Source organism: Nocardioides flavus (ex Wang et al. 2016) (assembly GCF_014653115.1).
GTDB lineage: Bacteria > Actinomycetota > Actinomycetes > Propionibacteriales > Nocardioidaceae > Nocardioides > Nocardioides flavus.
Genome location: NZ_BNAD01000016.1, coordinates 1 through 24,353, shown reverse-complemented (window position 1 = coordinate 24,353; position 24,353 = coordinate 1). Strand labels below are relative to the sequence as shown.

Below are 24,353 nucleotides of genomic sequence, written 5' to 3'. Positions count from 1 at the left end.
CGAGGAGGCAGCCGTGAGCACGACCGTACGCACCCGCACACCCCGCGCGACCGGCCAGCACGCAGGTCCCGCGACGACCGCCCGTCATGTCGTGGGCTGCCTCTACCTGGTCACGGGCGGCATCAACGCCGGTCTCGTGATCGCCGACCCGCAGGTCTTCCGCACCTTCGCCGACACCTCCTTCGTGCCACTCGTCGTCCGTGCGTGGGACGGCGTGGTGATGGCGCACCCGTTCGCGTGGATCATGGGCCTGGCCTGCGGCGAGGTGGTCCTGGGCGTGCTTCTCCTGCGGGGCGGGCCCGCGGCACGCGTGGGCTGGAGCGGCGTGATCGCCTTCCACGTGCTGCTGATGCTCTTCGGCTTCGGCTTCTGGATGTGGAGCCTGCCCGCACTGCTGCTGCTCATCCCTGCCGTACGCGCCGACTGGCCCGCCCTCGCCCCGTCCCGCGCGACCACGTCCGAGGAGGCGCGGCCATGAGCGTCCTGGTCGTCCACGAGTCCCACTTCGGCAACTCGCGGGCGGTGGCCGAGGCCGTCGGCGCGGGGATCACCGACGGAGTCGGCGCCGACGGCGGCGTTGTCGTCGTCGACGTCACCGAGGCTCCGGACGCGCTCCCCGACGACCTGGACCTGCTGGTCGTCGGCGGTCCCACCCACGCGTTCTCGATGAGCCGCGCGGCGACCCGGCACGACGCACTGTCGCAGGGAGCCGAGCCCGGCCACGAGGCCCGCGGCATCCGCGAGTGGCTCGCGGCCGTGGCACCCAGCGGCGTGCGGCCCGACGTCGCGACCTTCGACACGCGGGTGACGAAGGTCCGCAGGCTTCCGGGGTCGGCGGCCCGCGCAGCCGGCCGGTCGGTCGCGAAGCACCACCTCGGCACCCTGGTCGACTCGGCGTCGTTCTTCGTCGAGGACTCGCCCGGCCCGCTGGCTCCGGGCGAGCTGGACCGGGCACGCGCGTGGGGCCGACGCCTCGCCACGCGACGGGAGTGAACGCTGTGGGTCATCTCACTGTCTGAGCGACGAGACGTACTCCCGGTTTGCCAACGCGGCCGCCGGCCTGCTCTGTTGGTGCGATGGCCACTGGAATCGAACATCCACGAGACCTGCCCACACCCGACCCGGTCGAGGAGCCACACCCCGCTCTCGACTCCGCCATCGAGCCCACCGTGCCACGCGAGAGAGGCCTGGACAAGGTGGTCTTCGGCGTCACGGCGCTGATCAGCCTCGCGTTCCTCGTCTGGGGCTTCGTCAGCACCGGCAGCCTCGCCGACGCCTCGGCGACCGGTCTGGCGTGGACGATGGAGAAGACCGGGTGGCTCTTCGTTCTGACCTCGAGCGCATTCGTCGTGTTCGTGATCTGGCTGGCTCTCGGCAAGTTCGGCAACATCCCCCTCGGCCGCGACGACGAGGAGCCGGAGTTCCGCACGATCTCGTGGGTCGCGATGATGTTCAGCGCGGGCATGGGCATCGGCCTCATGTTCTACGGCGTCAGCGAGCCGATCACCCACTTCGTCACCCCGCCGCCGGGGACCGGTGAGCCCGGCAACGCCGAGGCGGCACAGAACGCGATGGCGACCACGATGTTCCACTGGACCCTGCACCCCTGGGCGATCTACGCCGTCGTCGGCCTTGCCGTCGCGTACGGCGTCTACCGCAAGGGCCGCCTGCAGCTCATCAGCTCCGCCTTCGAGCCGCTCCTCGGTCGCCACGCCCACGGCGCCGGCGGCAAGGCGATCGACATGTTCGCGATCTTCGCCACCCTCTTCGGCTCGGCCACCTCGCTGGGCCTGGGCGCGCTGCAGATCGAGTCGGGCCTACAGATCGTCGCTGGCCTCGGCGACACCGGCAACGCCGTCCTGGTCGGCATCATCGCCGTCCTCACCGCCGCGTTCGTGCTCTCCGCGGTGTCCGGCGTGGCGAAGGGCATCCAGTGGCTGTCCAACATCAACATGGTGCTGGCGGTCGCGCTCGCGCTCTTCGTCTTCATCGTCGGCCCGACCGTGTTCATCCTCAACCTCGTGCCCACGTCCATCGGCAGCTACGTGGCGGACCTGCCGATGATGGCCGCCCGCACCGCCGCCGAGGGGTCCGAGGCCAGCGAGTGGCTGTCCGCGTGGACCGTCTTCTACTGGGCCTGGTGGCTGTCCTGGACGCCGTTCGTCGGCATGTTCATCGCCCGGATCTCCCGCGGTCGCACCATCCGCCAGTTCGTCACCGGCGTGCTGCTCGTCCCGAGCCTGGTCAGCGTCGTGTGGTTCTGCATCTTCGGCGGCGCCGCCATCGACCTGCAGAAGTCCGGCACCGACATCGCCGGCGCGGGTGGCCTGGAGAACCAGCTCTTCAGCACCCTCGAGGCCTACCCCCTGGCCACCGTGTCGAGCATCGTGGTGATGGTCCTGGTCGGCATCTTCTTCGTCTCGGGCGCCGACGCAGCCTCCATCGTCATGGGCTCGCTGTCCGAGCGCGGCACCATCCACCCGAGCCGTCCCACCGTCATCTTCTGGGGCGTCGCGACCGGCGCCGTGGCCGCGGTGATGCTGCTCGTCGGGGGCGCCGACGCCCTGGGCGGCCTCCAGACCATCACGGTGATCGCGGCGCTGCCGTTCGTCGTGATCATGATCGGGCTCGCCGTGGCCCTGGTGAAGGACCTCGCGACCGACCCGCTGGTCGTGCGTCGTCAGTACGCCATGGAGGCCGTCGAGGCCGCCGTCATCACCGGTGTCACCGAGCACGGCGACGACTTCGTGCTCTCGGTGGAGAAGGACCCGGAGGCCTCGCGCAACTAGGGTCGGTCCATGACCACCGCCCTGCGCATCGGCTTCGTCACCGGCGCGACCCCCGACAAGTGGGCCCGCCACTGGCGTGCTCGCCGGCGCGAGCCCCTGGAGCTCGTGCCGGTGACGGAGTCCGACCAGCTGGACGGCGTGCGTGATGGAAGCCTCGACATGGCACTCGTCCGCCTGCCCGTCGACCGCGAGGGCCTGCACTGCGTCCGCCTCTACGACGAGGCACAGGTCGCCGTCGCCTCCCGCGACCACGTCCTGGCCGCCGCCGACGAGGAGGTCACGACGGACGACCTCGTCGACGAGCAGCTCGTACGCCCCCACCCGAGCGGCTGGACGCCCGCAGCCGAGCAGCTCGACTGGCCGACGATGACGGAGCAGGAGGCGATCGAGACGGTCGCCGCCGGGACCGGCGTCGTGATCCTTCCGATGTCGGTCGCTCGCCTCCACCAGCGCAAGGACGTCGTCAGTCGCGTCGTCACCGACCTCGAGCCCACCACGGTGGCCCTGGTCTGGCTGGTCGAGCGCGACGACGAGGTCACCCAGGCATTCGTCGGGGTGACCAAGGGGCGTACGGCCAACACCTCGCGCTGAGCCACGGCCGTCGCCGAGAAGGTCTGCGACGCGCCGATCGGGGTACCGGGGCCCAGGCGGGCCGCCCGGGCCCGACCCCGGCAGAGGGAGCAGGTCGTGCGCATCGTCATCACCGGAGCCAGCGGCAACGTCGGGTCGGCGGTGCTGCGCCGCCTCGGCGGACCGGGCCACCACGAGCTCGTGGGCATCGCGCGGCGACCGCCCGCAGACGGGACCTTCCCCGGGGTGCAGTGGGTCCGGGCCGACCTGTCCCGCGACGACGACGGCAGGCTGGGACGTGCGTTCGCGGGAGCTGACTCGGTCGTGCACCTCGCGTGGGGGTTCCAGCCCTCCCACCGAGAGCCCTACCTGCGGGCGCTCGGTGTCGGCGGGACCGCCCGTGTGGTCGACGCCTGCGTGGCGTCGGGGGTCCGGCACCTCGTGCACATGTCGTCGGTGGGCGCCTACTCCCCCCGGCACGACGACGCGCCGGTGGACGAGACGTGGCCGACCGAGGGCGTGCGGTCGTCGATGTACAGCCGGCACAAGTCGGCCGCCGAGCGACTGCTCGACGACCTCGAGCAGGCTGAGCCGCAGGTGGTCGTGAGCCGGATGCGTCCCGGGATCGTCGGGCAGCGCGGGGCGGCCAGCGGTCTGCTGCGCTACGGCCTGCCCGCCCTCGTCCCGTCCGTCGCGCTGCGGCACGTGCCGCTGCTGCCGCTCGACCGGGGGCTGTCCGTCCCGATGGTGCACGCCGACGACGTGGCCGAGGCGGTCGCGCTGGTCCTGGAGAGCAGGACACCGGGCCCCTTCAACCTCGCTGCAGCTCCGCCGGTGTCGGCCGAGCACGTCGCGGAGGCGCTCGGTGCACGGCTGGTGCACGTGCCGTCCGCCTCGCTACGAGCCGTCGTGTCCGCGTCCTGGCACGCGCGGCTGCAGCCGCTCGACCCCGGCTGGATCGACCTCGCGTACGCCGTGCCCCTGCTCGACACGACGAGGGCCCTCACCCAGCTCGGGTGGATGCCCACCACCGACGCCACGTCGGTGCTGGCGGAGACGGTCGCCGGCATGCAGGACGCGGAGTCGGGGGCGACCGCGGTCCTGCGCCCCCGTACGGTCGTCGCCGGTCTGGCCCGGGCGGCCCGCCGCGGACCGGTCAGCACACGACGCACGACCTGAGGACGGTCGGGCGGGGGCTCAACGACGGGTGTTCGTGTCCAGCCACTCCCCCAGCGCCACCGCCGATGCCTCGCGCGCGGATGAGGTCGGCGCTCAGGTCGTGGTTGGGCACCACCCCGGGCCCGAACAGGCCGGTCAGCCGCGGTGCTTGCCCCGGCGGGAGTGGGGGGTCGCCATCACCGCGCGGACCCGCTCGGCGTCGTAGTCCTCGCTGAGCCAGTCGAAGAGCCCGCGCAGCACCTCCGGGTCAGCCACGTAGTCGTCGTAGTGGACGCGGAAGACCGCGTCGCCCAGGCCTTCGGCGGCGGCGAGCATCTTCGCCTCGATCGCCTGGACCTGCCCGAGCGGGTCGTCCTTGTGCGTCCAGTAGTTGCTGGCCGCGACGTCCGCGAGGTCGCGGGTGTTCAGCACGAACCGGGCCCCCGGGAACACCTGGCGCAGGAAGGCGAGGTAGTCGGGCAGGTCCTCGTCGTACCAGCGGATCTCCTTGTAGCCGGTCACGCGCGTGTCAGGCTCGGGCCGCAGCAGCGTGGCCTCGGCGAGGTCGCGGATGCGGGCGAGCGAGACGTCCTCGGGGAAGGACTCGATGCCGAACCAGGGGTGCGTCGGCTGCGCGGCGCGGACCGGGTCGACGCGCGCCTTCTCGACCATCCCGCTGCGGTGGAAGTCGTAGAGGTGCCGCATCGCGTGCCGGTTCTCCCCGCGCAGGAGCCAGCCGGGGATGGAGTTCAGGATGCCCATCAGCAGCGTCGAGCCCGACCTGCCGTACGTCATGACGAAGACGTGGTCGAGGTCGCTCACGGCGTCACCACGACCTGTCGAGCGGGCGGCCCTCGTGGAACCCGGCAGCGGACTGGACGCCGACGAGGGCGCGCTCGTGGAGCTCGGCGAGGTTGCCGGCCCCGGCGTAGGTGCACGAGGAGCGCACGCCGGCGCAGATCTGGTCGATGAGGTCCTCCACGCCGGGGCGCTGGGGGTCGAGGTACATCCGCGACGACGAGATGCCCTCCTCGTAGAGGCCCTTGCGGGCCCGGTCGTACGACGACTCGCCCGCGGTGCGGTTGGCCACCGCCCGGGCCGAGGCCATGCCGAAGGACACCTTGAACGGCCGGCCGTCGGCGTCGTGCATCAGGTCGCCGGGCGACTCGTGGGTGCCGGCGAACCACGAGCCGATCATCACCGAGGAGGCTCCTGCGGCCAGGGCGAGCGCGGCGTCGCGCGGGTGCCGTACGCCGCCGTCGGCCCACACGTGCCCGCCGAGCTCGCGGGCCGCGGTGGCACACTCGAGCACCGCGGAGAACTGGGGCCGGCCGACTCCCGTCATCATCCGGGTGGTGCACATGGCGCCGGGGCCGACGCCGACCTTGACGATGTCGGCGCCCGCCTCGATGAGGGTGCGGGTTCCCTCGGCCGAGACGACGTTGCCCGCCGCGACCGGGACGGCGGGCGACAGCGCCCGTACGGCCTGCAGCGCCTGCACCATGCGGTCCTGGTGGCCGTGGGCGGTGTCCACGACGAGGCAGTCGACACCGGCGGCCAGCAGCTCCGCGGCGCGGTCGGCAACCTCGCCGTTGACCCCCACGGCAGCGGCGATCCGCAGCCCGCCGCGCGCGTCGAGCGCGGGTCGGTAGAGCGTCGCGCGCAGCGCGCCGAGCCGGGTCAGGACGCCGACCAGCCCACCGTCCTCGTCGACCGCGACGGCCAGCGGCGCCTTGGCACGCTCGATCGCGTCGTAGACCTCGCGGGGGTCGGTGCTCGCCGAGACGGTGACCACGCCGGGGTTCATCACGGTGGCGACCTGGGCGAAGCGGTCGACCTCGGCGCAGTCGGCCTCCGACACGACGCCGACCGGCCGGCCGTCGCGGACGACCACGGCGGCGCGGTGCGCGCGCTTGGGGATCAGCGACAGCGCCTCGGCGACCGTCTGGTCGGGGCGCAGCTCGATCGGTGTGTCGAAGACGCGGTGACGCTGCTTGACCCACGCGACCACGTCGGCGACCACGGGGATCGGGATGTCCTGCGGGATCACGGTGATGCCCCCACGGCGCGCCACCGTCTCGGCCATCCGCTTGCCGGCGATGGCGGTCATGTTGGCGACGACCAGCGGCAGGGTCGCGCCGGTGCCGTCCGAGGTGGCCAGGTCGACGTCGTACCGGCTCGCCACCGCGGAGTGCCGCGGGACCATGAAGACGTCGTCGTAGGTCAGGTCGTGACCGGGGTTCTCGTGGAGGAACTGCACCGGCGGGAGTCTACGCAGCCGGCGGGGACGACTGGGGCGGTCGCAGCCCCACGTCGGCGAGCTCGAGCTCGGCGAGGCGGCGCACGACCTCCGGGTCCCTCCTGCGCCACGCGCCGGCGGGGTCGTCGCTGACCTTCGCCAGGGCCCGCATCGGCTGGTGGGCGAGCGCCCGGAGCGCGAACAGGTCGAGGTCCTCCTGCGCGTCGACGAACCTCGCCCCGGCGGTCGCCTCGCGGACGAACCGCCAGCGGATCGGCAGGTGGATCGCCAGCGCGACGAGGATCGGGATCGTCGCGACGGAGAGGCCGAGCAGGAGCGCCAGCCGCTCGACCGCCTCGACCGTGTCGCGGCCCGCGGCGGCGATGCCGTCCGCACCGGAGGCGGCCCGGTCGAAGGGCAGCGCGAGCTCGTCGCCCACCAGCGGCGCCCCGCCCAGCCGGCCCCCGGCCTCACGCAGCTGCTCGGCCATCGCCGTGGCCGACGAGTCGGTCTGGCGGGCCGGGCCCGCGAGCTCGGCGGTGCCGTCGTGCACCGCGGTCCCGATCCAGACCCAGAGCACCAGCCACGCCACGACTAACAGATCGGCCAGCACCTGCCGGGTGCGTCGGGCGGGTGCGTCGGCGTAGAGCTTCATGCCGCCCACCCTGCCACCGGGATCACCCGTCCGCCGCCGCCTGCAGCGCCCGCCACGTCCGCTCGACGTCCGCGCGGGTGGTGCGCCAGCTGCCGACGGCCAGCCGGATCGCCGCTCGTCCCTCGACGGTGGTGTGCGACAGGTACGCCTCCCCGGAGGCGTTGACCGCCTCCATCGCGGCCATCGTCTGCTCGTCGCCCGACCGCAGGCGGAACACCACCAGCGAGAGGGACGGCTCGGTGACCAGCTCGAAGCGGTCGTCGGCCCGGACGAGGTCAGCCACGAGCGCGGCGAGGGCCACCCCGCTGCGTACGTGCTCGCGCAGGCCCTCGAGGCCGTAGGTCCGCAGCACCGCCCACAGCTTGATCGCACGGAACCGTCGCCCGAGCTGCGGGTGCCAGTCGCGGTAGTCGACGACCTCGCCCGACTCGGTCGCGGCGTTGCGGAGGTACTCGGGGAGGATCGACAGGGCGCCGGTGAGCGCGGCGCGGTCGCGCACCCAGAAGGTGCTGCAGTCGAAGGTCGTCAGCAGCCACTTGTGCGGGTTGGTCACGAAGGAGTCGGCCGACTCGACGCCCGCCAGGTGGGCGCGGTGCTCCGGGCAGACGGCGGCGACGCCGGCCCAGGCCGCGTCGACGTGCACCCAGGCGCCGTGGGCGCGTGCGATGCGGCCGGCGCCGACCAGGTCGTCCATGGCGCCGGTCGACGTGGACCCGGCGGCGAGGTGGACCATCACCGGCGTCAGCCCCTGCTCGACGTCGGCCTCGACGGCCGCCTCGAGGGCGGCGAGGTCGATCGCCTGGGTCTCCGGGTCGACCGCGATCGACCGTACGGCGTCCTCACCGAGCCCGGCCATCATGGCGGCCTTGACCAGCGACGAGTGCGCCTGCGACGAGCCGTACACCCGCCATCCGGCGTCGCCGAGCCCGTGGCGCCGCGCCTCTCCCCCGCTGGCTCGGTGCAGTGCGGCGAGCAGGGCGGAAAAGGTCGCCGTCGAGGCGGTGTCCTGGATGACGCCGCCGCCGGGGCCGTCGCTACGGAAGTCGGCGGGCAGGCCCAGTGCCTCGGCGAACCAGTCCAGCACGGCCTGCTCCACCTCGGTCACGGCCGGGCTGGTGGCCCAGATCATCCCCTGGGCCCCGATGCCGCTCGAGATCAGGTCGCCGAGGATCGCGGCCGGCGACGAGTTGGCCGGGAAGTAGGCGAAGAACCGCGGGTGCTGCCAGTGCGTGAGGCCCGGCACGACGACCCGGTCGAGGTCGGCGAGGAGGGCGTCGAACGGCTCACCGGCCTTTGGCGCCGACGCCGGCAGCAGGCGCCGTACGTCCCCCGGTGCCGCCTGCGAGCGCACGGGCAGGTCGTCGAGGGAGGCCCAGTAGTCGGCGATCCAGTCGATGGCGGCATGGCCGTGCCGACGGAACTCCTCGGGCGACATGTGGGGTGGCTGGTGCGGCATGGGCCGAACGTACTCGGCACGATCGAGTCCGCGTACTCAGTCCGGTCCGGGTAGTCCGGCGGCTGACCACGGCGCGACCCGCGAGGAGGGTTGGCCCATGGCTTCCACGACTCCCTCCAAGAACACCAACGCCTTCTTCCTGCAGGCCGGCATCTCGTTCGCCGTCGCGCTGCTGACCATGATCTTCGCGATCTTCTACCTCCCGGTCGACCCGTGGATCCGCGCCTTCCTCGGCCTCGGGACGATGTTCCTCACGACCTCGAGCTTCACCCTCGCCAAGTGCGTGCGCGACGCACAGGAGGACAGCTACGTCGTGTCGCGGATCGACCAGGCCCGCGTGGACAAGATCCTGGCCGAGCACGACCCCTTCAAGTCCGTCTCCTGACCGGATCAGCGAAGCTCGGCGCTGGTCAGGCCCAGGATCCGGCGGGCCACGATCAGCTGCTGGATCTGCTGGGTGCCCTCGAAGATGTCGAGGATCTTGGAGTCGCGCGCCCACTTCTCCAGCAGCTCGGCCTCGCTGTAGCCGAGGGTGCCGCACAGCTGCACGCAGGACAGCGTGACGTCGGAGCCCACCCGGCCGGCCTTCGCCTTGGCCATCGACGCCTCGAGCGAGTTGGGCAAGCGGTTGTCCGCCATCCACGCGGCCTGCATCATCAGCAGCTTCGCGCCCTCCCAGTCGGCCTCGAGCCGCAGGAACGTCGCCGCGGCGGCGCTCTGCGACTGCGGCGGGCGGTCGTGGTCGATCACGACCCCCGCCTGCTCGAGCAGGTCGCGCGTGAGGTCGAGCGAGGCGCGGGCGCACCCCACCGCCATCGCAGCCACGAGCGGGCGGGTGTTGTCGAAGGTCGCCATCGCACCGGCGAAGCCCGACTTCGTGTCGATCTCGGGGGAGCCGAGCAGGTCCTCGGCCGGCACCCGGCAGTCGGTGAAGGTGATCGCCGCGGTGTCGGAGGCGCGGATGCCGAGCTTGTGCTCGAGCCGCTCCACCGTGAGCCCCGGGTTGTCCTTGCGGACCAGGAAGGACTTGATGGCGGCCCGGCCGAGCTCCTTGTCGAGGGTCGCCCACACCACCACGGAGTCGGCGCGCTCGCCGGAGGTGACGTAGATCTTCTCCCCGTTGATGACGTACTCGTCGCCGTCCTTGACGGCCGTGGTCGTGATGTTGGCGGAGTCGGACCCGGTGCCGGGCTCCGTGATGGCCATCGCTGCCCAGGTGCCCTTGTAGCGCTCGAGCTGCTCCTCGTTGGCCACCGAGGCGATGGCGGAGTTGCCCAGGCCCTGGCGCGGCATCGAGAGCAGAAGGGCGGTGTCGCCCCAGCACATCTCGGCCACCGAGAGCACGGAGGCGAGGTTGGCGCCGTTGCGCACCGTGCCCGGCTCCTCTGAGGAGGTCTCACGTCGTACGCCGCCCGCACCTGCCCCGCCGGTCGCGCCGGTCTCGGACACGCCGTCGATCAGCGCCGCGAGCATGTCGAGCTCCTTGGGATAGGTGTGCTCGGCGCGGTCGTACTTGCGCGAGATCGGGCGCAGCATGTTCATCGCCAGCTGGTGGGCCTGGTCGACGAGGCCCGCGTGCTTGCGGGGGGTCTCGAGGTTGATCATCAGAGCAGCACCGCACCTTCCATGACTCCGACGGCCCGCAGGTCGCGGTACCACCGCTCGACCGGGTGTTCCTTGACGAACCCGTGGCCGCCGAGGAGCTGGACGCCGTCGAGGCCGATGCGCATCCCCTTCTCCGCACAGAGCTGACGGGCCAGTCCCACCTCGCGCGCGAAGTCCTCGCCGCGGGCGGCGCGCGACGCGGCCTTCCAGGTCACCAGCCGCATGGCCTGCAGCTCGATGGCGATGTCGGCGACCATGAACGCCACGGACTGGCGGTGGCTGATGGGCTCGCCGAAGGCCTCCCGCCCGTTGACGTAGTCGGTGACGTGGTCGAGCACTGCCTGGCCGGTGCCCACGGCCAGCGCGCACCACGCGAGCCGGGAGAGTCGTACGCACTCGCGGTGCGCCGTGCCCTCGGTGTCCCCGAGCAGGGCATCCGCACCGACGCGTACGCCGGTGAGGTGCAGGCGGGACAGGCCGGCAGCACGGATGCCCATCGACGGGTCGGCCTCCACCTCCAGCCCCTCGGTGCCGGACTCGACGAGGAAGAGTGCCGGCACGCCCTCGAGCATGGCTGCGACGACGAAGAGCTCGGCGTCGGCGCCGCGGACGACGGCGGACTTGAGGCCGTCGAGCACGAAGCCGTCGCCGTCACGCCGCGCGGTGGTGGACAGCGCGAAGGGGTCGAAGAGCACCGTGGGCTCGGCGAGGGTCAGCGCCGCGACCGGCACGTCGCTCCCCGTGAAGGCCGGGAGGTAGGTCTGCTGCTGGGCCTCGGTCCCCCACAGGCCGATCGCCGTGGCGACCGCACCGGGGGCGAGCGTGGCGACGGCGAGGCCCATGTCGCCGCGGGCGAGCGCCTCGGCGACGAGGGCGCCGGCCATCGCCGAGCGCTCCTCCATGATCCCGCCCAGCTCCTCGGGCACACCGAGGCCGGGGAGTCCGACCTCCTGCGCCGCGGCGAGGACTGGCTCGGGAGCCGCACAGGCAGCGTCCGCATCGGCGGCAGCGGGCCGGAGCAGCTCGTCGGCGAGCTCCCGGACGACCTCGAGCAGCATGGCCTCGTCGTCGGTCGGGGTCAGGTCGAAGACGCCACGCGAGCGGGCGGAGGCCGGCCGCGCGCCGGCAGTGCGCCGTCCCGCCCGGGCGAACTGCCGCCCCGCCGCGGTCGCCACCCGGAACCCGTTGCGGGTCGCGGAGTAGACGACCTGCTCGGTCTGCTTGCGCAGACCGACCCGGTCGATGAGCTCGCTCTGCGCGAGCCGGTTGACCGCGGCGACGGCGAAGCCGATCGGGTCGCGGGCCTCGCGGGAGGACAACCCGTGGCGACCGCCGGGTCGGAGGTTGTTCATCAGGGACATGCGGAAACTGTAACTCCGAGTTACAGCCCGCGCCAGAGGTCCGCCCGTGCTGCCGGTCACCCATCGCCTCCTCGTTAGGATCGCCCGCATGCCAGACGACGAGACCACTGAGCCTCACGCGCCCCACGGCCTCCTTCCCGAGGGTGGCACGGTCCGCGCGATCACCCGGTGGGGCACGCCCGTGATGCACCGCCCGCAGGCACCGGTCACGACGTACGACGAGGCGCTGCGCTCGCTGGCCGCCGACATGGTCGCCACGATGTACGCCGCCGACGGCGTGGGACTCGCGGCGTGCCAGGTCGGGGAGGACGTCGCGATGTTCGTCTTCGACTGCCCCGACGACGAGGGCGTGCGCACGGTCGGTGTCGTCTGCAACCCGGTGCTGACGCTGCCCGAGGGCAAGGACCGCCGCCTCGACGACGACGACGAGGGCTGCCTGTCGTTCCCCGGCTCCTTCGAGCCCTGCCCACGGCCCGACTTCGCGCGCGTGGACGGGTTCGGCCTCGACGGCGAGCCGGTGACCTTCGAGGGCAGCGGGCTCCTCGCGCGCTGTCTCCAGCACGAGACCGACCACACCCTCGGCACCGTCTTCGGCGACCGGCTCTCGGCCAAGTCCCGCAAGCGGCTGGGCAAGAAGCACGACGCCTCCGCCGACGACTTCCCCCAGTCCTGGCCGGCCGGGACCGACTGAGCCGTGGCGGACCTGCGCATCACCCGCGAGAACGCCCGCTTCCAGCAGTGGGAGGCGCTGCTGACCAACCGCTCGAAGCGGCACCGCGCCCGGGAGTTCCTCGTCCAGGGCGTCCGGCCCATCACGCGGGCCGTCGAGGAGGGCTGGACCGTACGCGCGCTGCTGCGCGCCGAGGACGCCACGTCGACCTGGTCCGAAGACCTGTGGGCCTCGACGTCTGCCGAGCGGGTGGTCCTCTCCCCCGCCCTGCACGCCCGGCTCAGCGGCAAGGAGGACGGCGCCGAGCTCGTCGCCGTCGTCGAGATGCCCGACGACGGACTGGCACGCCTCGACGACTCGGTACGGCCCCACGGGCCGGTCGTCGTCCTCGACCGGCCGAGCAGCCCGGGCAACATCGGGACGCTCGCCCGCTCGGCCGACGCCTTCGGAGCCTCCGCCCTCGTCGTCACCGGCCACGCCGCCGACCCGTACGACCCGCGCGCGGTGCGCGCGAGCACCGGCTCGCTCTTCGCCCTCACCGTGCTCCGGGTGCCGGGCCCCGGCCCGGTCATCGAGCACGCCCATGCCCGCGGCCACCGCATCGTCGGCACGGACGAGCAGGGCACCGACCTGTCGTCGGTGGACCTGCGCGGCCGCCTCGTGGTCGTGGTCGGCAACGAGACGACCGGGCTGTCGTCCGGTTGGCGGGCGGCGTGCGACGATGTCGCCAGCATCCCCATGGTCGGCACCGCGTCGTCGCTCAACGCCGCCGTCGCCGGCTCGATCGTGCTGCACGAGGCGCTGCGCCAGCGCGGTTGAGGGCGAGTCGTCGCGCGCGTCAGCGTCAGCGGCGGGCTGCGGCGTAGCAGGCCACCGCGCTCGCGGCCGCCACGTTGAGCGAGTCGATCCCCGCCGCCATCGGGATCACCGCGCGACGGTCGGCCGACGACTCCCAGCGCGACGACAGCCCGTGGCCCTCCGAGCCGAGGACGAGGGCCAGCCGGTCCACGCCGGCGACCGCGTCCTCGATCGGCACGGAGTCCGCGCCCAGCGTCAGGGCGACCGTGGTGAAGCCGCGCCGGGACAGCTCGGGCAGCGCGTCGTACCAGTCGGGCAGGCGCGTCCAGGGAGTGGAGAAGACCGCCCCCATCCCGACCTTGATCGAGCGCCGGTAGAGCGGGTCCGCGCAGCGCGGCGAGAGCAGCACCGCGTCGAAGCCGAGAGCCGCACCCGAGCGGAAGACCGCCCCGACGTTGGTGTGGTCGACGAGGTCCTCCAGCACGAGGACCGAGCGGGCACCTGCGAGCACCTCGTCGAGGTCGGGCAGCGGCCGACGGCGCAACGAGGCCAGGGCACCGCGGTGCACGTGGAACCCGGTCACCCGCTCGATGAGCGCCTCCGGCAGGACGTACACCGGTCCGGTGCTGGCGTCGAGGACGTCGGCGAGCCCGTCGAGCCAGCGGGGCGCCATCAGGAACGAGCGCGCGTCGTAGCCAGCCTGCACCGCGCGGCGCACGACCTTCTCGCCCTCGGCGAGGAACAGCCCGTGCTCGGCCTCGAGGTGCTTGCGCAGCTCGACGTCGCGCAGGTCGCGGTAGTCGGCGAGACGCGGGTCGTCCGGGTCCGTCAGCTCGACGATGCGGTCCTGCGCGGAGCGGTCAGCCACGCCCCTGCCCGCGATCTGCGTAGTGGGTCGGACGCGCCACGGCGACCACCTCGCCGACCACGATGATCGCGGGCGGCACCACCTCGTGGGTCCTCAGGTCGGCGGCCAGCGCCCCGAGGGTGGTGAGGACCGTGCGCTCGGTGGGCATGGTGCCGTCCACGATCACGGCCACGGGCGTGTCGGCGGACCGGCCGCCCGCGAGGAGGGCCTCGGCGATGGCCGGCGCGTTGTCCACCGCCATCAGCAGCACCAACGTGCCCCGCAGCCCGGCGACGGCCTCCCACACGACGAGCGACTCGGGGTGACCCGGTGGCAGGTGACCGGAGATGACGGTGAACTCGTGCGCCACACCGCGGTGGGTCACCGGGATGCCGACCCGGGCCGGCACCGCGATCGCCGAGCTGAGCCCGGGCACGACGGTGACCGGCACGTCGGCGGCGGCGCATGCCAGCAGCTCCTCGAAGCCTCGGCCGAAGACGAAGTTGTCGCCGCCCTTGAAGCGCACCACGCGCTTGCCGGCGCGGGCGCGGTCGACGATCACGTGGTTGATGTGCTCCTGCGTGGCCGAGCGCCCGCGTGGCAGCTTGGCGACGTCGATCAGCTCGACGTGCGGGCCGAGCTCGTGGAGCAGCTCGCGCGGGGCGAGGCGGTCGGCGACCACGACGTCGGCGGTCGCGAGTGCGTGCCGGGCGGCGACGGTGACCAGCTCCGGCTCCCCGGGGCCGCCGCCGACGAGCACGACCCCCGGGCTGCGGTCGAGGGCCTCCGAGGCGGTGAGGTGGCCGTCGCGGAGCGCGGTCACGATGTCGTCGCGCAACGCGGCCGACTTCCGGGGCTCGCGATTGCCCAGCACGCCGACGGTCACCGTGCCGTGGTGCCCGACGGCGGGCGTCCAGGCAGTGCCGCCGAGCGCGTCGTCCGCGCGTACGCAGAAGGTGTGGCGCTGCTCGGCCGCCGCGACGACGCGCGCGTTGACGTCCGGGTCGTCGGTGGCGGCGACCACGTACCAGGCGCCGTCGAGGTCGGGCTCGGCGAAGTCGCGCAGCACCAGCGTGAGCTCGCCGGCGAGGCCCTCGATGGCGGGGGTGACCTCGGGGCTGACCACGGTGACGTCGGCCCCCGAGGCCAGGAGCGCCGGCACGCGCCGCTGGGCGACGTGGCCGCCCCCGACGACGACGACCCGGCGACCGGTGAGGACCAGGCCGGCCAGGTACGGATGGGGGTCGGCACCGGTGTCGCTCATTGCCCCATTCTCTCTGGCCGACGTCACGGGCTGCTGGCTAGGTTCGAGGAATGAGCATCGAACGCCCCGTCTCCCCGAACCCCTACGACTACCTGCCGCCGACGCAGTCCTTCACGGTGACCAGCGACGACGTCACCGACGGCGCCCCGCTGAAGGACGACCAGGTGGCCGCCCTCGGCAACACCTCCCCCCAGCTGAGCTGGTCGGGCGCACCCGAGGGCACCAGGTCCTACGTCGTCACCTGCTTCGACCCGGACGCACCGACCCCGAGCGGCTTCTGGCACTGGTGCCTGGTCGACATCCCGGCGGACGTCACCTCGCTCGCGGCCGGTGCGGCCGCAGGCGATCTGCCCGGCCGTGCGTTCCACGTCCGCAACGACGGCGGCGAGGCCGGCTTCATGGGCGCCGCGCCGCCCGAGGGCGACCAGCCCCACCGCTACTTCTTCGTGGTCCATGCCGTGAAGGACGACTCGCTGGGTGTCGACGCGGACGCCTCCAACGCCGCCGTGTCGTTCAACCTCGCCTTCAAGACGCTGGGACGCGCCATCATCCACGGCACCTACCAGCACTGAGCCGGAGGCCGCCAGCCGCCACACCAGCACCAGCAGTCCCACCAACCTCAGGAGACTCGTGGTCAGGGCCGACAGGTCCAGACCACGGGTCTCCTTTTTCGTCGTTCGCGTCATGAAGAAACGGTCAAGCCGTTTTGATCTGTGTCGACCGGATTTCGAAGGTCGACCCCGGAAAACTTGATGATCGACGGGGATGACCGCGTCAGTTGGCTCGAAATGTCGACACGCATCACATGGAGTGCGTATCTTCAACCCCGAATCTCCCAAGATTCGGTCAAGATCCTGCTCCCCCGACTGCGGATCTGCTCTGGAGGACGACCGTGCAGCACCCCCGCTTCATCACCCGCCTCGCGGCCCTCGGCGTCGCCGCCGCCGTCATCTGCGGCGCACCCGTGGCAGCCGAGGCCAAGACCTGGTCGGTGCCGCGCGCCGTCTCCTCGTCCGACCCGACCGAGCTGACCAACAGCGAGCTCGAGGACGCCCTCATGGTCCGGATCAACCAGGCGCGCGCCGGCAACGGACTGCCCAAGATCTGGAACTTCGACGTGTGCACCGACCGGCTCGCCGAGCAGTGGGGCCAGCGCATCGCCCGTACCGGCGCCTTCGAGCACCGGAACCAGGGCGAGGTCATCCGCAAGTGCAACAAGTCGTGGGCCGGCGAGACGCTGGTCAGAGGCGCCGGCCTGAGCCCCGAGGCGATGGTCCGGCTCTGGATGGACTCCCCCGGGCACCGCCAGATCCTGCTGAGCCCGCGTGCCCGCCGGGCCGGCGTCGCCATCACCCGCGACGACCAGGGCCGCACCATCGGCGTCGTCAACCTGGTCCGCCCCAACTGACGTGCGGCTGAGCCCCTCGGTGTGAGACGATCCCCGGCCCCCTCGTGGGTGGGCCGGGGATCGGGATCGTCGATGGGGGCTGTGCGATGCGGGGCGCGGGGATGCTGCACGTCGCGGTGGCGACCCGTGCGTTCCGTCGCTACTCCACCTACCGCGCCGCGACCCTGGCCGGGATCTTCACCAACTCGGTCTTCGGGATCATCTACTCCTTCGCCTACCTCGCCCTGTGGGACGCCAACCCCACTGCAGGCGGCTACGACGCGCAGGACGCGGTGACGTACGTCTGGCTCGGCCAGGCCCTTCTCATGACGATCGCACTGTGGGGCGGTGGCGCCACCGACGACCTCGCCGAGCGGATCCGCACAGGCGACGTGGCGATCGACCTCTACCGACCTGTCGGCATCGTCGGGTGGTACCTCGCCAGCGACCTCGGCCGCGCGGCGTACCACCTGCTCACCCGGGGCGTGGGTCCCACCCTGATCGGCCTGGTCGTCTTCGACATCGCGCTCCCGCGCTCCTCAGTCCACGCACTCGCCTTCGCTGCCTCGCTGGTGCTCGCCGTGGTGGTGAGCTTCGCGATCCGCTTCCTCGTCGCCAGCACGGCCTTCTGGCTGCTCGACCAGTCGGGGGTCAAGGTGATGAGCGGGGCGTTCGCGATCTTCTTCAGCGGGATGATGCTGCCGCTCGTGCTGTTCCCCGGCTGGCTCGGCACCCTCGCCCGCGCGCTGCCCTGGGCGTCGTACGTGCAGGTGCCCGCCGACATCTGGCTCGGCACGCACAGCGGAACCGGGCTCCTCGCCGCCCTCGGCTTCCAGGTGGCGTGGGCGGTCGTGCTGCTGGCGGTCTGCCAGGGCGTCCTGCGCGTGGCCACCCGCAAGGTGGTGGTGCAGGGTGGCTAGCCCGCAGCCGGCACGGCACCTCCGGACCTATGCCCAGATCGCGTGGCTGTGGATCCGCGCCGCCTGGCAGTACCCGACGTCCTTCGTCCTCCTCGCCGTCGGCAACGGGCTGATCACGGGACTTGACTTCGTCGGCCTCTGGATCATGTTCAGCCACCTGGAGGACCTCGCGGGCTTCGCGCTGCACGAGGTCGCGCTGCTCTACGGCAGCGCGTCACTGGCACTGGCACTCGCCGACACCGCCATCGGGAGCGTCGAACGGATCGGCACCTACATCCGCACCGGCCGGCTCGACCAGATGATGACCAAGCCGGTGCCGCTGCTCGTGCAGGTGTGCGCCGACCAGTTCACGCTGAGGCGCCTCGGCCGGCTCACCCAGGCCGCGGCCGTCTTCGGGTGGGCCTGCACGTACGTCGACTGGAGCCCCCTGCGCGTGCTGGTCGCGGTGTCGATGCTCGCCAGCGGCGCGCTGGTCTTCTTCGGCCTGTTCGTCGGCTTCTCCTGCGTGCAGTTCTGGACGACCGACGCCACCGAGTTCGCCAACGCGTTCACCTACGGCGGCGCGACGGTCACCCAGTACCCGCTGAGCATCTTCCCGCGCGAGGTGCTGGTCGGGCTGACCTTCGTCGTCCCGGTCGCCTTCGTCAACTGGTACCCCTGCCTGTTCCTGCTCGGTCGCACGGACCCGTTCGGGATGCCGGAGGCGTTCCAGTTCGCCTCGCCGCTGGCGGGCGTCCTCACGATGACCGCCGCCCTCCTCGTCTGGCGCACCGGCGTGCGTCACTACACCTCCACCGGGAGCTGACATGACCTACCCGCTCATCGACGTGCACGAGCTCGCGCGTTGCTTCGACGTGCGCCGTCGGGTCGAGGGCCGCCGTCGCCGCTCGCGCGAGTCCGTGGTCGCGGTGCACGACCTGACCTTCTCCGTCGAGGGTGGCGAGATGGTCGGCTACATCGGTCCCAACGGCGCCGGGAAGTCGACCACGATCAAGATGCTCACCGGGATCCTCGTGCCCACGTCGGGCCGCGTCCGGGTGGCGGGGCTCGACCCGAGCCGCGACCGGGTCGAGCTCGCACGACGCATCGGCGTGGTCTTCGGCCAGCGCTCGACCCTGTGGTGGGACCTGCCGCTGCGCGATTCCTACGACCTGCTGCAGAAGATGTACCGCATCGAGCCGGCGCGCTACCGCGAGAACCTCGACCGCTTCGTCGACCTGCTCGACCTCGGCGCCCAGCTCGACACCCCGGTGCGCCAGCTCAGCCTCGGCCAGCGCATGCGCGGCGACATCACCGCCGCGCTGCTGCACGATCCCGAGGTGCTCTACCTCGACGAGCCGACGATCGGTCTCGACGTGGTGAGCAAGGGCCGCCTGCGCGAGTTCCTCCGAGCGCTCAACGCCGAGCGCGGCACGACCCTGCTCCTCACCACGCACGACCTGCAGGACATCGAGGCGCTCTGCGACCGCGTCATCGTGATCGACCACGGGACGTCGGTCTACGACGGGTCGCTGGCCGGTCTCCACGCCCAGGGCGGGTCGACGCGGACCCTGGTGGTCGACCTCGTCGACGAGGCCCCGGCCATCGAGGTGCCCGGCGCCACCGTGCGGCGGGTCGAGGGCCCGCGCCAGTGGCTGTCCTTCCCCGCCGACGCGAGCGCCGCGCCGGTCGTGTCGGCCGTCGCAGCGGCGTACGACGTCGCGGACCTCTCCATCCAGGAGCCCGACATCGAGGACGTCATCCGCGAGCTCTACTCGCGCGGGGCATGACACGTCGCCGGACGAGCCGCGAGGCGACGGCTCAGCCCGCCAGGCCCCGGTGGCGCTCGGAGGCACGCTCCGGCGACGTCAGAGGCAGCCGCTCCAGCACCAGCAGCGCTCGGTCGTCGTCGCCGCGCGGCACCTTCTTGAGCACGCGCTTCGGCATGCCGGTGAAGCCGCGCGCGTCGACGGCCTGCAGCGCGACCTGCCGCAACCAGTCGATCCCCTCGTCGAGGTCGCGGTCGGCCGACTCGATGACCCCGTCGGTGTAGAACATGAGCGCCTCACCGGGGTGCAGGCGTCCGCTGCTGGGGGCGAACTCGGCCTCCTCGATCACACCGAGGGCCATCCCGCGCGCGTTGTCGATCGACCATCCGCGGTGCCCGAGGTGCCAGTGCAGCGCGGGCGGGTGCCCGGCGCTGGTGATGGTGTAGTCACCGGTGACGAGGTCGAGCTTGATGTGCACGGCGGTCGCCAGCGACTCCTCGGACTCCTGGCGGAGCAGGAACGCGTTGGCCGCGGCCATCAGCTCCGCGGGAGGGAGGGCACCGATCAGACCGCCGAGCGCCCCGGCGAACTGCAGGGCCTGCGGTCCCACCGAGGTGCCCTTGCCGCACACGTCGACCAGCGCCATCTCCAGCCAGCGGCCCTCGCGCAGGTCGGCGACGAGGAAGTCGCCGGCATAGCTCGGACCGTTGGCCGTGATCGTCGCCGACTGCGTGCGCCAGCCGTCGGGCAGCGGCGGCACCACCCCCTGGCGCTGGAGTCGGTCGCGCAGCTGGGTCAGCACGGCCTCGCTCAGTGCCATCGGCAGGCCCGAGCGCTGCCGGCTGGACTGGTAGATCGCGAGTGCCAGGGCGAGCGCGAAGATCACCAGCGCTGACTCGCGGCTGGCCGTGGCGAAGTCGTTGCCCAGCGAGGTCCACACCGCGACGCCCCCGAGCACGACCGCCAGGACGAGGAGCGGGACGAAGCGCAGCAGCATGGTGCCGACCATCAGGAAGAGGAACCACATCGCGACCGGGATGATCACCTCGACCAGCGCGCCGAGGACGGTGGTCAGGCCGACCATCGCCACGAGGACGGCGAGCAGGAAGACCTGGCTGGCCCTCGAGCCGGTGCGCCAGCCGGCGATGCGCTGCCGGACGTACGACGCGAGGCCGCGCACCACGGAGCCCACAGCACTCGACACGTGCGAAGATTAGGGCTCGACAAGGCTTGTCCGAGGTCGAACCGGGAAAGTCGCGGCGGCTCGGTAGGCTCCTGCCATGCCGCTGGTCCCCCTGCAGGCCGACGTCCTCGGGCCTGACTACCGGGTGGAGACGATCTCCCTCCCGCCCGACTCCGAGGGTCCGGTCGTCGCGACGCTGGTCACGCTCGAGCCGCATCGACCCAACGGGCGGGCGGTGCTCCACGTCCACGGGTTCGCCGACTACTTCTTCCACACCGAGTACGCCCGGTGGTGGGCCGACCGCGGCTACACCTTCTACGCGCTCGACCTCCGCAAGTACGGACGGTCGCTGCTCGAGCACCAGACCCCGCACTACGTCGCGGACCTCGAGGAGTACTTCGCGGAGATCGACCTGGCCTGGTGGCGCATCACCCAGCGCGACGGCCATCGCGAGGTCATCGCCTCCGCCCACTCCACCGGCGGCCTCACCGTGCCGCTGTGGGTGCAGCGGCGCCGGCCCGCCGAGCTGGCGGCCCTGGTGCTCAACTCCCCCTGGTTCGACATGCAGGGTGCGGCCTGGCTGCGCAGTCCCGCCACCAGACTTGCCATCGAGCGGCTCGGCACCAGCCGGCCCCTCCAGGAGATCCCGCGCAAGGTCAGCACCGTCTACGGCCGCACGCTGCACCGCGAGCACGGGGGCGAGTGGGACTACGACCTGTCGTGGAAGCCGCTGGAGTCGCGTCCGGTCTACGTCGGCTGGCTGCGCGCCGTACGCCGCGGGCACGCTCTGCTGCACGCGGGCCTCGACCTCACCTGCCCCACCCTGGTGCTGTCGTCGGCCCGGTCGTACTTCGGCGAGCCAGACGAGGAGACCGCCGCCACCCACGACATCGTGCTCGACGTGGAGCAGATCCGGCACTGGGCCTCGTCGGTCGGGCGCCACGTCACCTCGATCGCGATCGAGGGCGCCATCCACGACGTGGTCCTCTCGCGCCCCGACGTACGGGCGCAGGCGTACGACGTGCTCGGCAAGTGGTTGACGGCGTGGGTGGGGACTTCGGGACCGCAGGAGCCATGAGCCGGATGGACAGCCATGGGGACGACGGGCGACGCCGGTTCCCCCGGCTCTTCGAGGAGTCGTACGTCGACTATGCGGGCGCCCGAGTCGCGTACTCCGGCGGAGCCCCTCCCGACGAGCTCGTCTCGCGGCTGCACCTGGTTGCCGTGACCGAGGGGGCAGAGGTCGTGGTGTGTCGCAGCGCCCGAGGCGAGCGTTTCCTGCCGGGCGGTACGCGGGAACCAGGTGAGTCGCTCCTGGATCTGGCACGACGGGAGCTCGCGGAGGAGGCGGGCGCTGAGCTTCTCGGGGAGCTGGTCCACTTCTCCGCCCACCGCGCAGACAGCCACCTGGATCGCCCCTACCGACACCACCTCCCGCACCCGCGTGCCTACTGGGGCTATGCGGTGGGACGGGTGCAGATCGTCGGCCCGCCACTCAACCCGGTCGACGGCGAGCAGGTCGTGCAGGTGCTCACCATGCCTCCCCAGGAGGCCGCGGACTACCTTGGCGACGAAGACCCGATCCACTCCGACGTCCTTCGGCACGCGATCGCGCTGGGACTCCTCCACCAGTCGCAGTAGCCCGACCCAGGACATGTCTCCGCCCCGCCTGGCTGCCCGTCACGCCGCCGGGCTCACCGCCGGGTACGGTGCAGAGGTGGCCCGTTCCCTCCATCAGCCGGCCGACCGACCGTGCGAGGACTGCGGCGGAGTGGTCATCGCCGGACTCGAGCCGGTCACGGCTGTCGATGACCCCGAGCTGACGGCTGCAGGACATTTCGAGGTTGGAAGCCAGTGGTGCACGAACATGGACTGCCCTTCCAACCATGTCGTGCCTGGTGTCACACGGGTCGGCGTCAACGACTACACGTGCCAGGTGTGCGGCGAGGCCCTGCGCACGCCCATGAGCAACGTCTACGCACATCGTCGGGAGCATTGACCCGCGCATGCCTGTGCCCCCGCCATCGTGGGGACCGGCGGGGTGTGGGGCGGGGTCATCGTCGGCGGGGTCGTGGGATGCCGGGTGGATCGGGTGGGTCGAGCTCGGTGGTGCCGTGCCGGTCGCGTCGGTAGCGATATCCGTGGGGAGCCGTCCACTCGAACACGCCGGGTGCGACCATGGCGTAGCGCCAGGGTGAGTGGGTCTTGAGCCGGTGGTGGAACCGACACAGGGCGGCGAGGTTGCTCGTGGTGGTGGGCCCGGGTTGGGGTCTGCCCTCGGCGTCGGCGTCCTCGTCCCACGGGACGACATGGTCGATGTCGCAGCCCCGTGCGGGGCGGGTGCAATCGGGGAACACGCAGGTGCGGTCGCGCAGGATCACTTGTTCGCGGATGCGGTCCGGAATGTCGTAGCCCTGCGCGGTGAGTGGGGTGTTGAGGTCGATGACCGGCTTGACGGTCACCTGGGTGCGGGTGTTGCCGCACCAGGCTTGGATCTGGTCGAGGAGGACGAGCCGCTGGCCGTTCTCCATGCGCCCGGTGGGGCCGAACACGGTGGTGTCGCCGGAGAGGGTGGCGTCGAAGTGGGCGTGGATCACCATCTCCCGCGCGGGCGGGAGGTCCGCATCGGTGGTTGAGGTGCGAGCGGAGCGAGCCTCGAAACCATCACCACTTGTCAGGAGGTCGAGGGCGGTCTGGGTGCGGGCGAGGTCGCCGAGGGCCTTGGCCCGTCGCGCGTCGAGGGACTCGGTCGACCCGAGTGCCTTCTGGGTGGCGGCGCCGTGGGCCACGGCACGGTCGAAGTCGAGGGCGTCCGCCAGATCTACCTCGGCCTCGATCCGCATCGTCCCCGCGAAGTGGACGTCGTCGTCATGCACGGTCACGTGCCGCGGGTCCACCGACAGGTACCCGTCCTCGGGATCGGCTGTCGGGTCGGCGACCGCGAGGTCGTATCGCTTGATCGTCTCGGCGACGAGGCGGTCGAGCTGCGCTGGCCCGATCCTGCCGGCGACGGCGGCGACCTGCGCGTCGACGAACCCCGCCGCCTCACGAGTGAGGGCGGGGTTGGTGTGGATGGTGGTCTCGGCGACCGACCGAGCCCGCCACGCAGGCACCCGCCCTGCGTGGACCTGGTCCCAGAGCCGGGGGAGGCGGTGGCGCAGCTCGAGGGCGTGCCCGATGAGCTTCTTCGCCGCGACCGTGGAGATGCCGAGGACGGTGCCGAGCTCGGCGACGCAGAACTCCGCCACCAGCGGAGTTCCCTCGCCGGCGATGGGTTCCTCGTGCTCGCATCCCGGTACGGCGAACGTGGCGGCGGAGTGGGTGGACTCGGGCGGGTGCAGGTCGGCCCACCGCGCGGCCAGGTCCAGCTGCTCTGCTGCTGCCTGGTTCTCGACGTCGCGGGCGGACCGGATCGAGGCGAGCAGGCCGGCGGCGGTGAGGGCGTCTGTCTCACTTGCTCCGGGCCCTGCCGCGACTTCGATCATGTGTTCGACCCTACGCGAGCCCACCGACACTGACCATGTGTCATGTCTCAGGACATCGGTGACAGTTCTGCCTCAGGACATCGGTGACACCTCTGGTGGTCTTGGTGGTGACACTTCTGCCCTCAGGCTGCGGCGGTGGCAGTCCATGAACCCATCGATCCCCGTGTCCGTCTTGCGATCTCGCAGTGGCCCGATAACGCGCCTCGCGGGGCTGTCTC

At 72.0% G+C, this 24,353-nt stretch carries 26 protein-coding genes; 16 read left to right on the top strand and 10 right to left on the bottom strand.

The window, feature by feature from the left end:
- Window positions 1-13 precede the first annotated feature (13 nt).
- The 5 genes from IE200_RS18095 to IE200_RS18075 all read left to right on the top strand — a co-directional run bounded on the left by IE200_RS18095 (window position 14) and on the right by IE200_RS18075 (window position 4,538).
- On the top strand, window positions 14-478 hold the full coding sequence (locus IE200_RS18095) for a hypothetical protein (RefSeq protein WP_191280889.1): 465 nt from the start codon (window positions 14-16) through the stop codon (window positions 476-478).
- A complete protein-coding gene (locus tag IE200_RS18090) occupies window positions 475-993 on the top strand; it encodes a flavodoxin/nitric oxide synthase (protein ID WP_191280888.1) in 519 nt (172 codons plus the stop codon). The genes IE200_RS18095 and IE200_RS18090 overlap by 4 nt, the downstream gene beginning before the upstream one ends.
- Before the next feature lie 83 nt (window positions 994-1,076).
- Window positions 1,077-2,789, top strand: coding sequence for a BCCT family transporter (locus IE200_RS18085; protein WP_191280887.1), 1,713 nt, complete (start codon window positions 1,077-1,079; stop codon window positions 2,787-2,789).
- Between the two features lie 9 nt (window positions 2,790-2,798).
- Complete coding sequence (locus IE200_RS18080) at window positions 2,799-3,380, top strand: LysR substrate-binding domain-containing protein (protein WP_191280886.1); 582 nt, start codon at window positions 2,799-2,801, stop codon at window positions 3,378-3,380.
- A 96-nt stretch (window positions 3,381-3,476) separates the two neighbouring features.
- Complete coding sequence (locus IE200_RS18075; protein ID WP_191280885.1) at window positions 3,477-4,538, top strand: NAD-dependent epimerase/dehydratase family protein; 1,062 nt, start codon at window positions 3,477-3,479, stop codon at window positions 4,536-4,538.
- A 135-nt stretch (window positions 4,539-4,673) separates the two neighbouring features.
- Here IE200_RS18075 and IE200_RS18070 read toward each other — a convergent pair whose 3' ends face one another.
- Genes IE200_RS18070 through IE200_RS18055 form a run of 4 tightly spaced genes read right to left on the bottom strand, consistent with a single transcriptional unit; the run spans window position 4,674 to window position 8,867 of the window.
- Window positions 4,674-5,339, bottom strand: a complete 666-nt coding sequence (locus tag IE200_RS18070) for a sulfotransferase family protein (protein WP_191280884.1) — start codon at window positions 5,337-5,339, stop codon at window positions 4,674-4,676.
- 4 nt (window positions 5,340-5,343) lie between these two features.
- Entirely contained in the window at window positions 5,344-6,777 is a 1,434-nt protein-coding gene (locus IE200_RS18065) for a GuaB1 family IMP dehydrogenase-related protein (protein ID WP_191280883.1), read from the bottom strand.
- A gap of 10 nt (window positions 6,778-6,787) precedes the next feature.
- Window positions 6,788-7,411, bottom strand: coding sequence for a hypothetical protein (locus IE200_RS18060; protein ID WP_191280882.1), 624 nt, complete (start codon window positions 7,409-7,411; stop codon window positions 6,788-6,790).
- A 22-nt stretch (window positions 7,412-7,433) separates the two neighbouring features.
- The gene (locus IE200_RS18055; RefSeq protein WP_229856780.1) at window positions 7,434-8,867 is read right to left on the bottom strand and encodes a pyridoxal phosphate-dependent decarboxylase family protein; all 1,434 of its coding nucleotides are present in this window, start codon (window positions 8,865-8,867) and stop codon (window positions 7,434-7,436) included.
- Between the two features lie 97 nt (window positions 8,868-8,964).
- Between IE200_RS18055 and IE200_RS18050 the strand changes: the two genes are divergently transcribed.
- Window positions 8,965-9,252: a YiaA/YiaB family inner membrane protein gene (locus IE200_RS18050; RefSeq protein ID WP_129454357.1), complete on the top strand. Its 288-nt coding sequence runs from the start codon at window positions 8,965-8,967 to the stop codon at window positions 9,250-9,252.
- A 5-nt stretch (window positions 9,253-9,257) separates the two neighbouring features.
- Here the strand turns inward: IE200_RS18050 and IE200_RS18045 are convergent, their stop codons facing one another.
- Together IE200_RS18045 and IE200_RS18040 are read right to left on the bottom strand one after the other, a co-directional pair.
- Window positions 9,258-10,472, bottom strand: a complete 1,215-nt coding sequence (locus IE200_RS18045) for an acyl-CoA dehydrogenase family protein (RefSeq protein WP_191280881.1) — start codon at window positions 10,470-10,472, stop codon at window positions 9,258-9,260.
- Window positions 10,472-11,833 carry an acyl-CoA dehydrogenase family protein gene (locus IE200_RS18040; RefSeq protein ID WP_191280880.1) on the bottom strand — a complete coding sequence of 454 codons (1,362 nt, stop codon included), beginning with the start codon at window positions 11,831-11,833 and terminating at the stop codon, window positions 10,472-10,474. The genes IE200_RS18045 and IE200_RS18040 overlap by 1 nt, the downstream gene beginning before the upstream one ends.
- Before the next feature lie 88 nt (window positions 11,834-11,921).
- On the opposite strand from IE200_RS18040, the gene def reads away from it, so the two are divergent.
- Together def and IE200_RS18030 are read left to right on the top strand one after the other, a co-directional pair.
- On the top strand, window positions 11,922-12,524 hold the full coding sequence (def, locus tag IE200_RS18035) for a peptide deformylase (RefSeq protein WP_191280879.1): 603 nt from the start codon (window positions 11,922-11,924) through the stop codon (window positions 12,522-12,524).
- Between the two features lie 3 nt (window positions 12,525-12,527).
- Window positions 12,528-13,322 carry a TrmH family RNA methyltransferase gene (locus IE200_RS18030; RefSeq protein WP_191280878.1) on the top strand — a complete coding sequence of 265 codons (795 nt, stop codon included), beginning with the start codon at window positions 12,528-12,530 and terminating at the stop codon, window positions 13,320-13,322.
- Window positions 13,323-13,347: 25 nt separating this feature from the next.
- Here the strand turns inward: IE200_RS18030 and IE200_RS18025 are convergent, their stop codons facing one another.
- Both IE200_RS18025 and cobA read right to left on the bottom strand, forming a co-directional pair.
- The gene (locus IE200_RS18025; protein ID WP_229856779.1) at window positions 13,348-14,169 is read right to left on the bottom strand and encodes a TrmH family RNA methyltransferase; all 822 of its coding nucleotides are present in this window, start codon (window positions 14,167-14,169) and stop codon (window positions 13,348-13,350) included.
- Entirely contained in the window at window positions 14,162-15,412 is a 1,251-nt protein-coding gene (gene cobA / locus IE200_RS18020; RefSeq protein ID WP_191280877.1) for a uroporphyrinogen-III C-methyltransferase, read from the bottom strand. Before cobA ends, IE200_RS18025 begins: the two co-directional genes overlap by 8 nt.
- 50 nt (window positions 15,413-15,462) lie before the next feature.
- Here cobA and IE200_RS18015 point away from each other — a divergent pair, with 50 nt between their 5' ends.
- From IE200_RS18015 to IE200_RS17995, 5 genes are all read left to right on the top strand, one after another.
- Entirely contained in the window at window positions 15,463-15,984 is a 522-nt protein-coding gene (locus IE200_RS18015) for a YbhB/YbcL family Raf kinase inhibitor-like protein (RefSeq protein WP_191280876.1), read from the top strand.
- 320 nt (window positions 15,985-16,304) lie between these two features.
- Complete coding sequence (locus IE200_RS18010; protein ID WP_191280875.1) at window positions 16,305-16,820, top strand: CAP domain-containing protein; 516 nt, start codon at window positions 16,305-16,307, stop codon at window positions 16,818-16,820.
- An 86-nt stretch (window positions 16,821-16,906) separates the two neighbouring features.
- A complete protein-coding gene (locus IE200_RS18005; protein ID WP_229856776.1) occupies window positions 16,907-17,719 on the top strand; it encodes an ABC transporter permease in 813 nt (270 codons plus the stop codon).
- Window positions 17,712-18,524, top strand: coding sequence for an ABC transporter permease (locus tag IE200_RS18000; RefSeq protein ID WP_191280874.1), 813 nt, complete (start codon window positions 17,712-17,714; stop codon window positions 18,522-18,524). Before IE200_RS18005 ends, IE200_RS18000 begins: the two co-directional genes overlap by 8 nt.
- A 1-nt stretch (window position 18,525) precedes the next feature.
- Entirely contained in the window at window positions 18,526-19,488 is a 963-nt protein-coding gene (locus IE200_RS17995) for an ABC transporter ATP-binding protein (RefSeq protein ID WP_191280873.1), read from the top strand.
- A 31-nt stretch (window positions 19,489-19,519) separates the two neighbouring features.
- On the opposite strand, the gene IE200_RS17990 is transcribed toward IE200_RS17995, so the two are convergent.
- Window positions 19,520-20,671: a PP2C family protein-serine/threonine phosphatase gene (locus IE200_RS17990; RefSeq protein ID WP_191280872.1), complete on the bottom strand. Its 1,152-nt coding sequence runs from the start codon at window positions 20,669-20,671 to the stop codon at window positions 19,520-19,522.
- 76 nt (window positions 20,672-20,747) lie between these two features.
- Here IE200_RS17990 and IE200_RS17985 point away from each other — a divergent pair, with 76 nt between their 5' ends.
- The 3 genes from IE200_RS17985 to IE200_RS17975 all read left to right on the top strand — a co-directional run bounded on the left by IE200_RS17985 (window position 20,748) and on the right by IE200_RS17975 (window position 22,649).
- Window positions 20,748-21,728, top strand: a complete 981-nt coding sequence (locus tag IE200_RS17985) for an alpha/beta hydrolase (protein WP_229856775.1) — start codon at window positions 20,748-20,750, stop codon at window positions 21,726-21,728.
- On the top strand, window positions 21,725-22,291 hold the full coding sequence (locus IE200_RS17980; protein WP_191280871.1) for an NUDIX hydrolase: 567 nt from the start codon (window positions 21,725-21,727) through the stop codon (window positions 22,289-22,291). The genes IE200_RS17985 and IE200_RS17980 overlap by 4 nt, the downstream gene beginning before the upstream one ends.
- Window positions 22,292-22,367: 76 nt before the next feature.
- A complete protein-coding gene (locus IE200_RS17975) occupies window positions 22,368-22,649 on the top strand; it encodes a hypothetical protein (RefSeq protein WP_191280870.1) in 282 nt (93 codons plus the stop codon).
- A gap of 55 nt (window positions 22,650-22,704) precedes the next feature.
- On the opposite strand, the gene IE200_RS17970 is transcribed toward IE200_RS17975, so the two are convergent.
- Window positions 22,705-24,135 (bottom strand): HNH endonuclease signature motif containing protein, encoded by a 1,431-nt coding sequence (locus IE200_RS17970; RefSeq protein WP_191280869.1) that lies wholly within the window; start codon window positions 24,133-24,135, stop codon window positions 22,705-22,707.
- Between the last annotated feature and the right edge of the window lie 218 nt (window positions 24,136-24,353).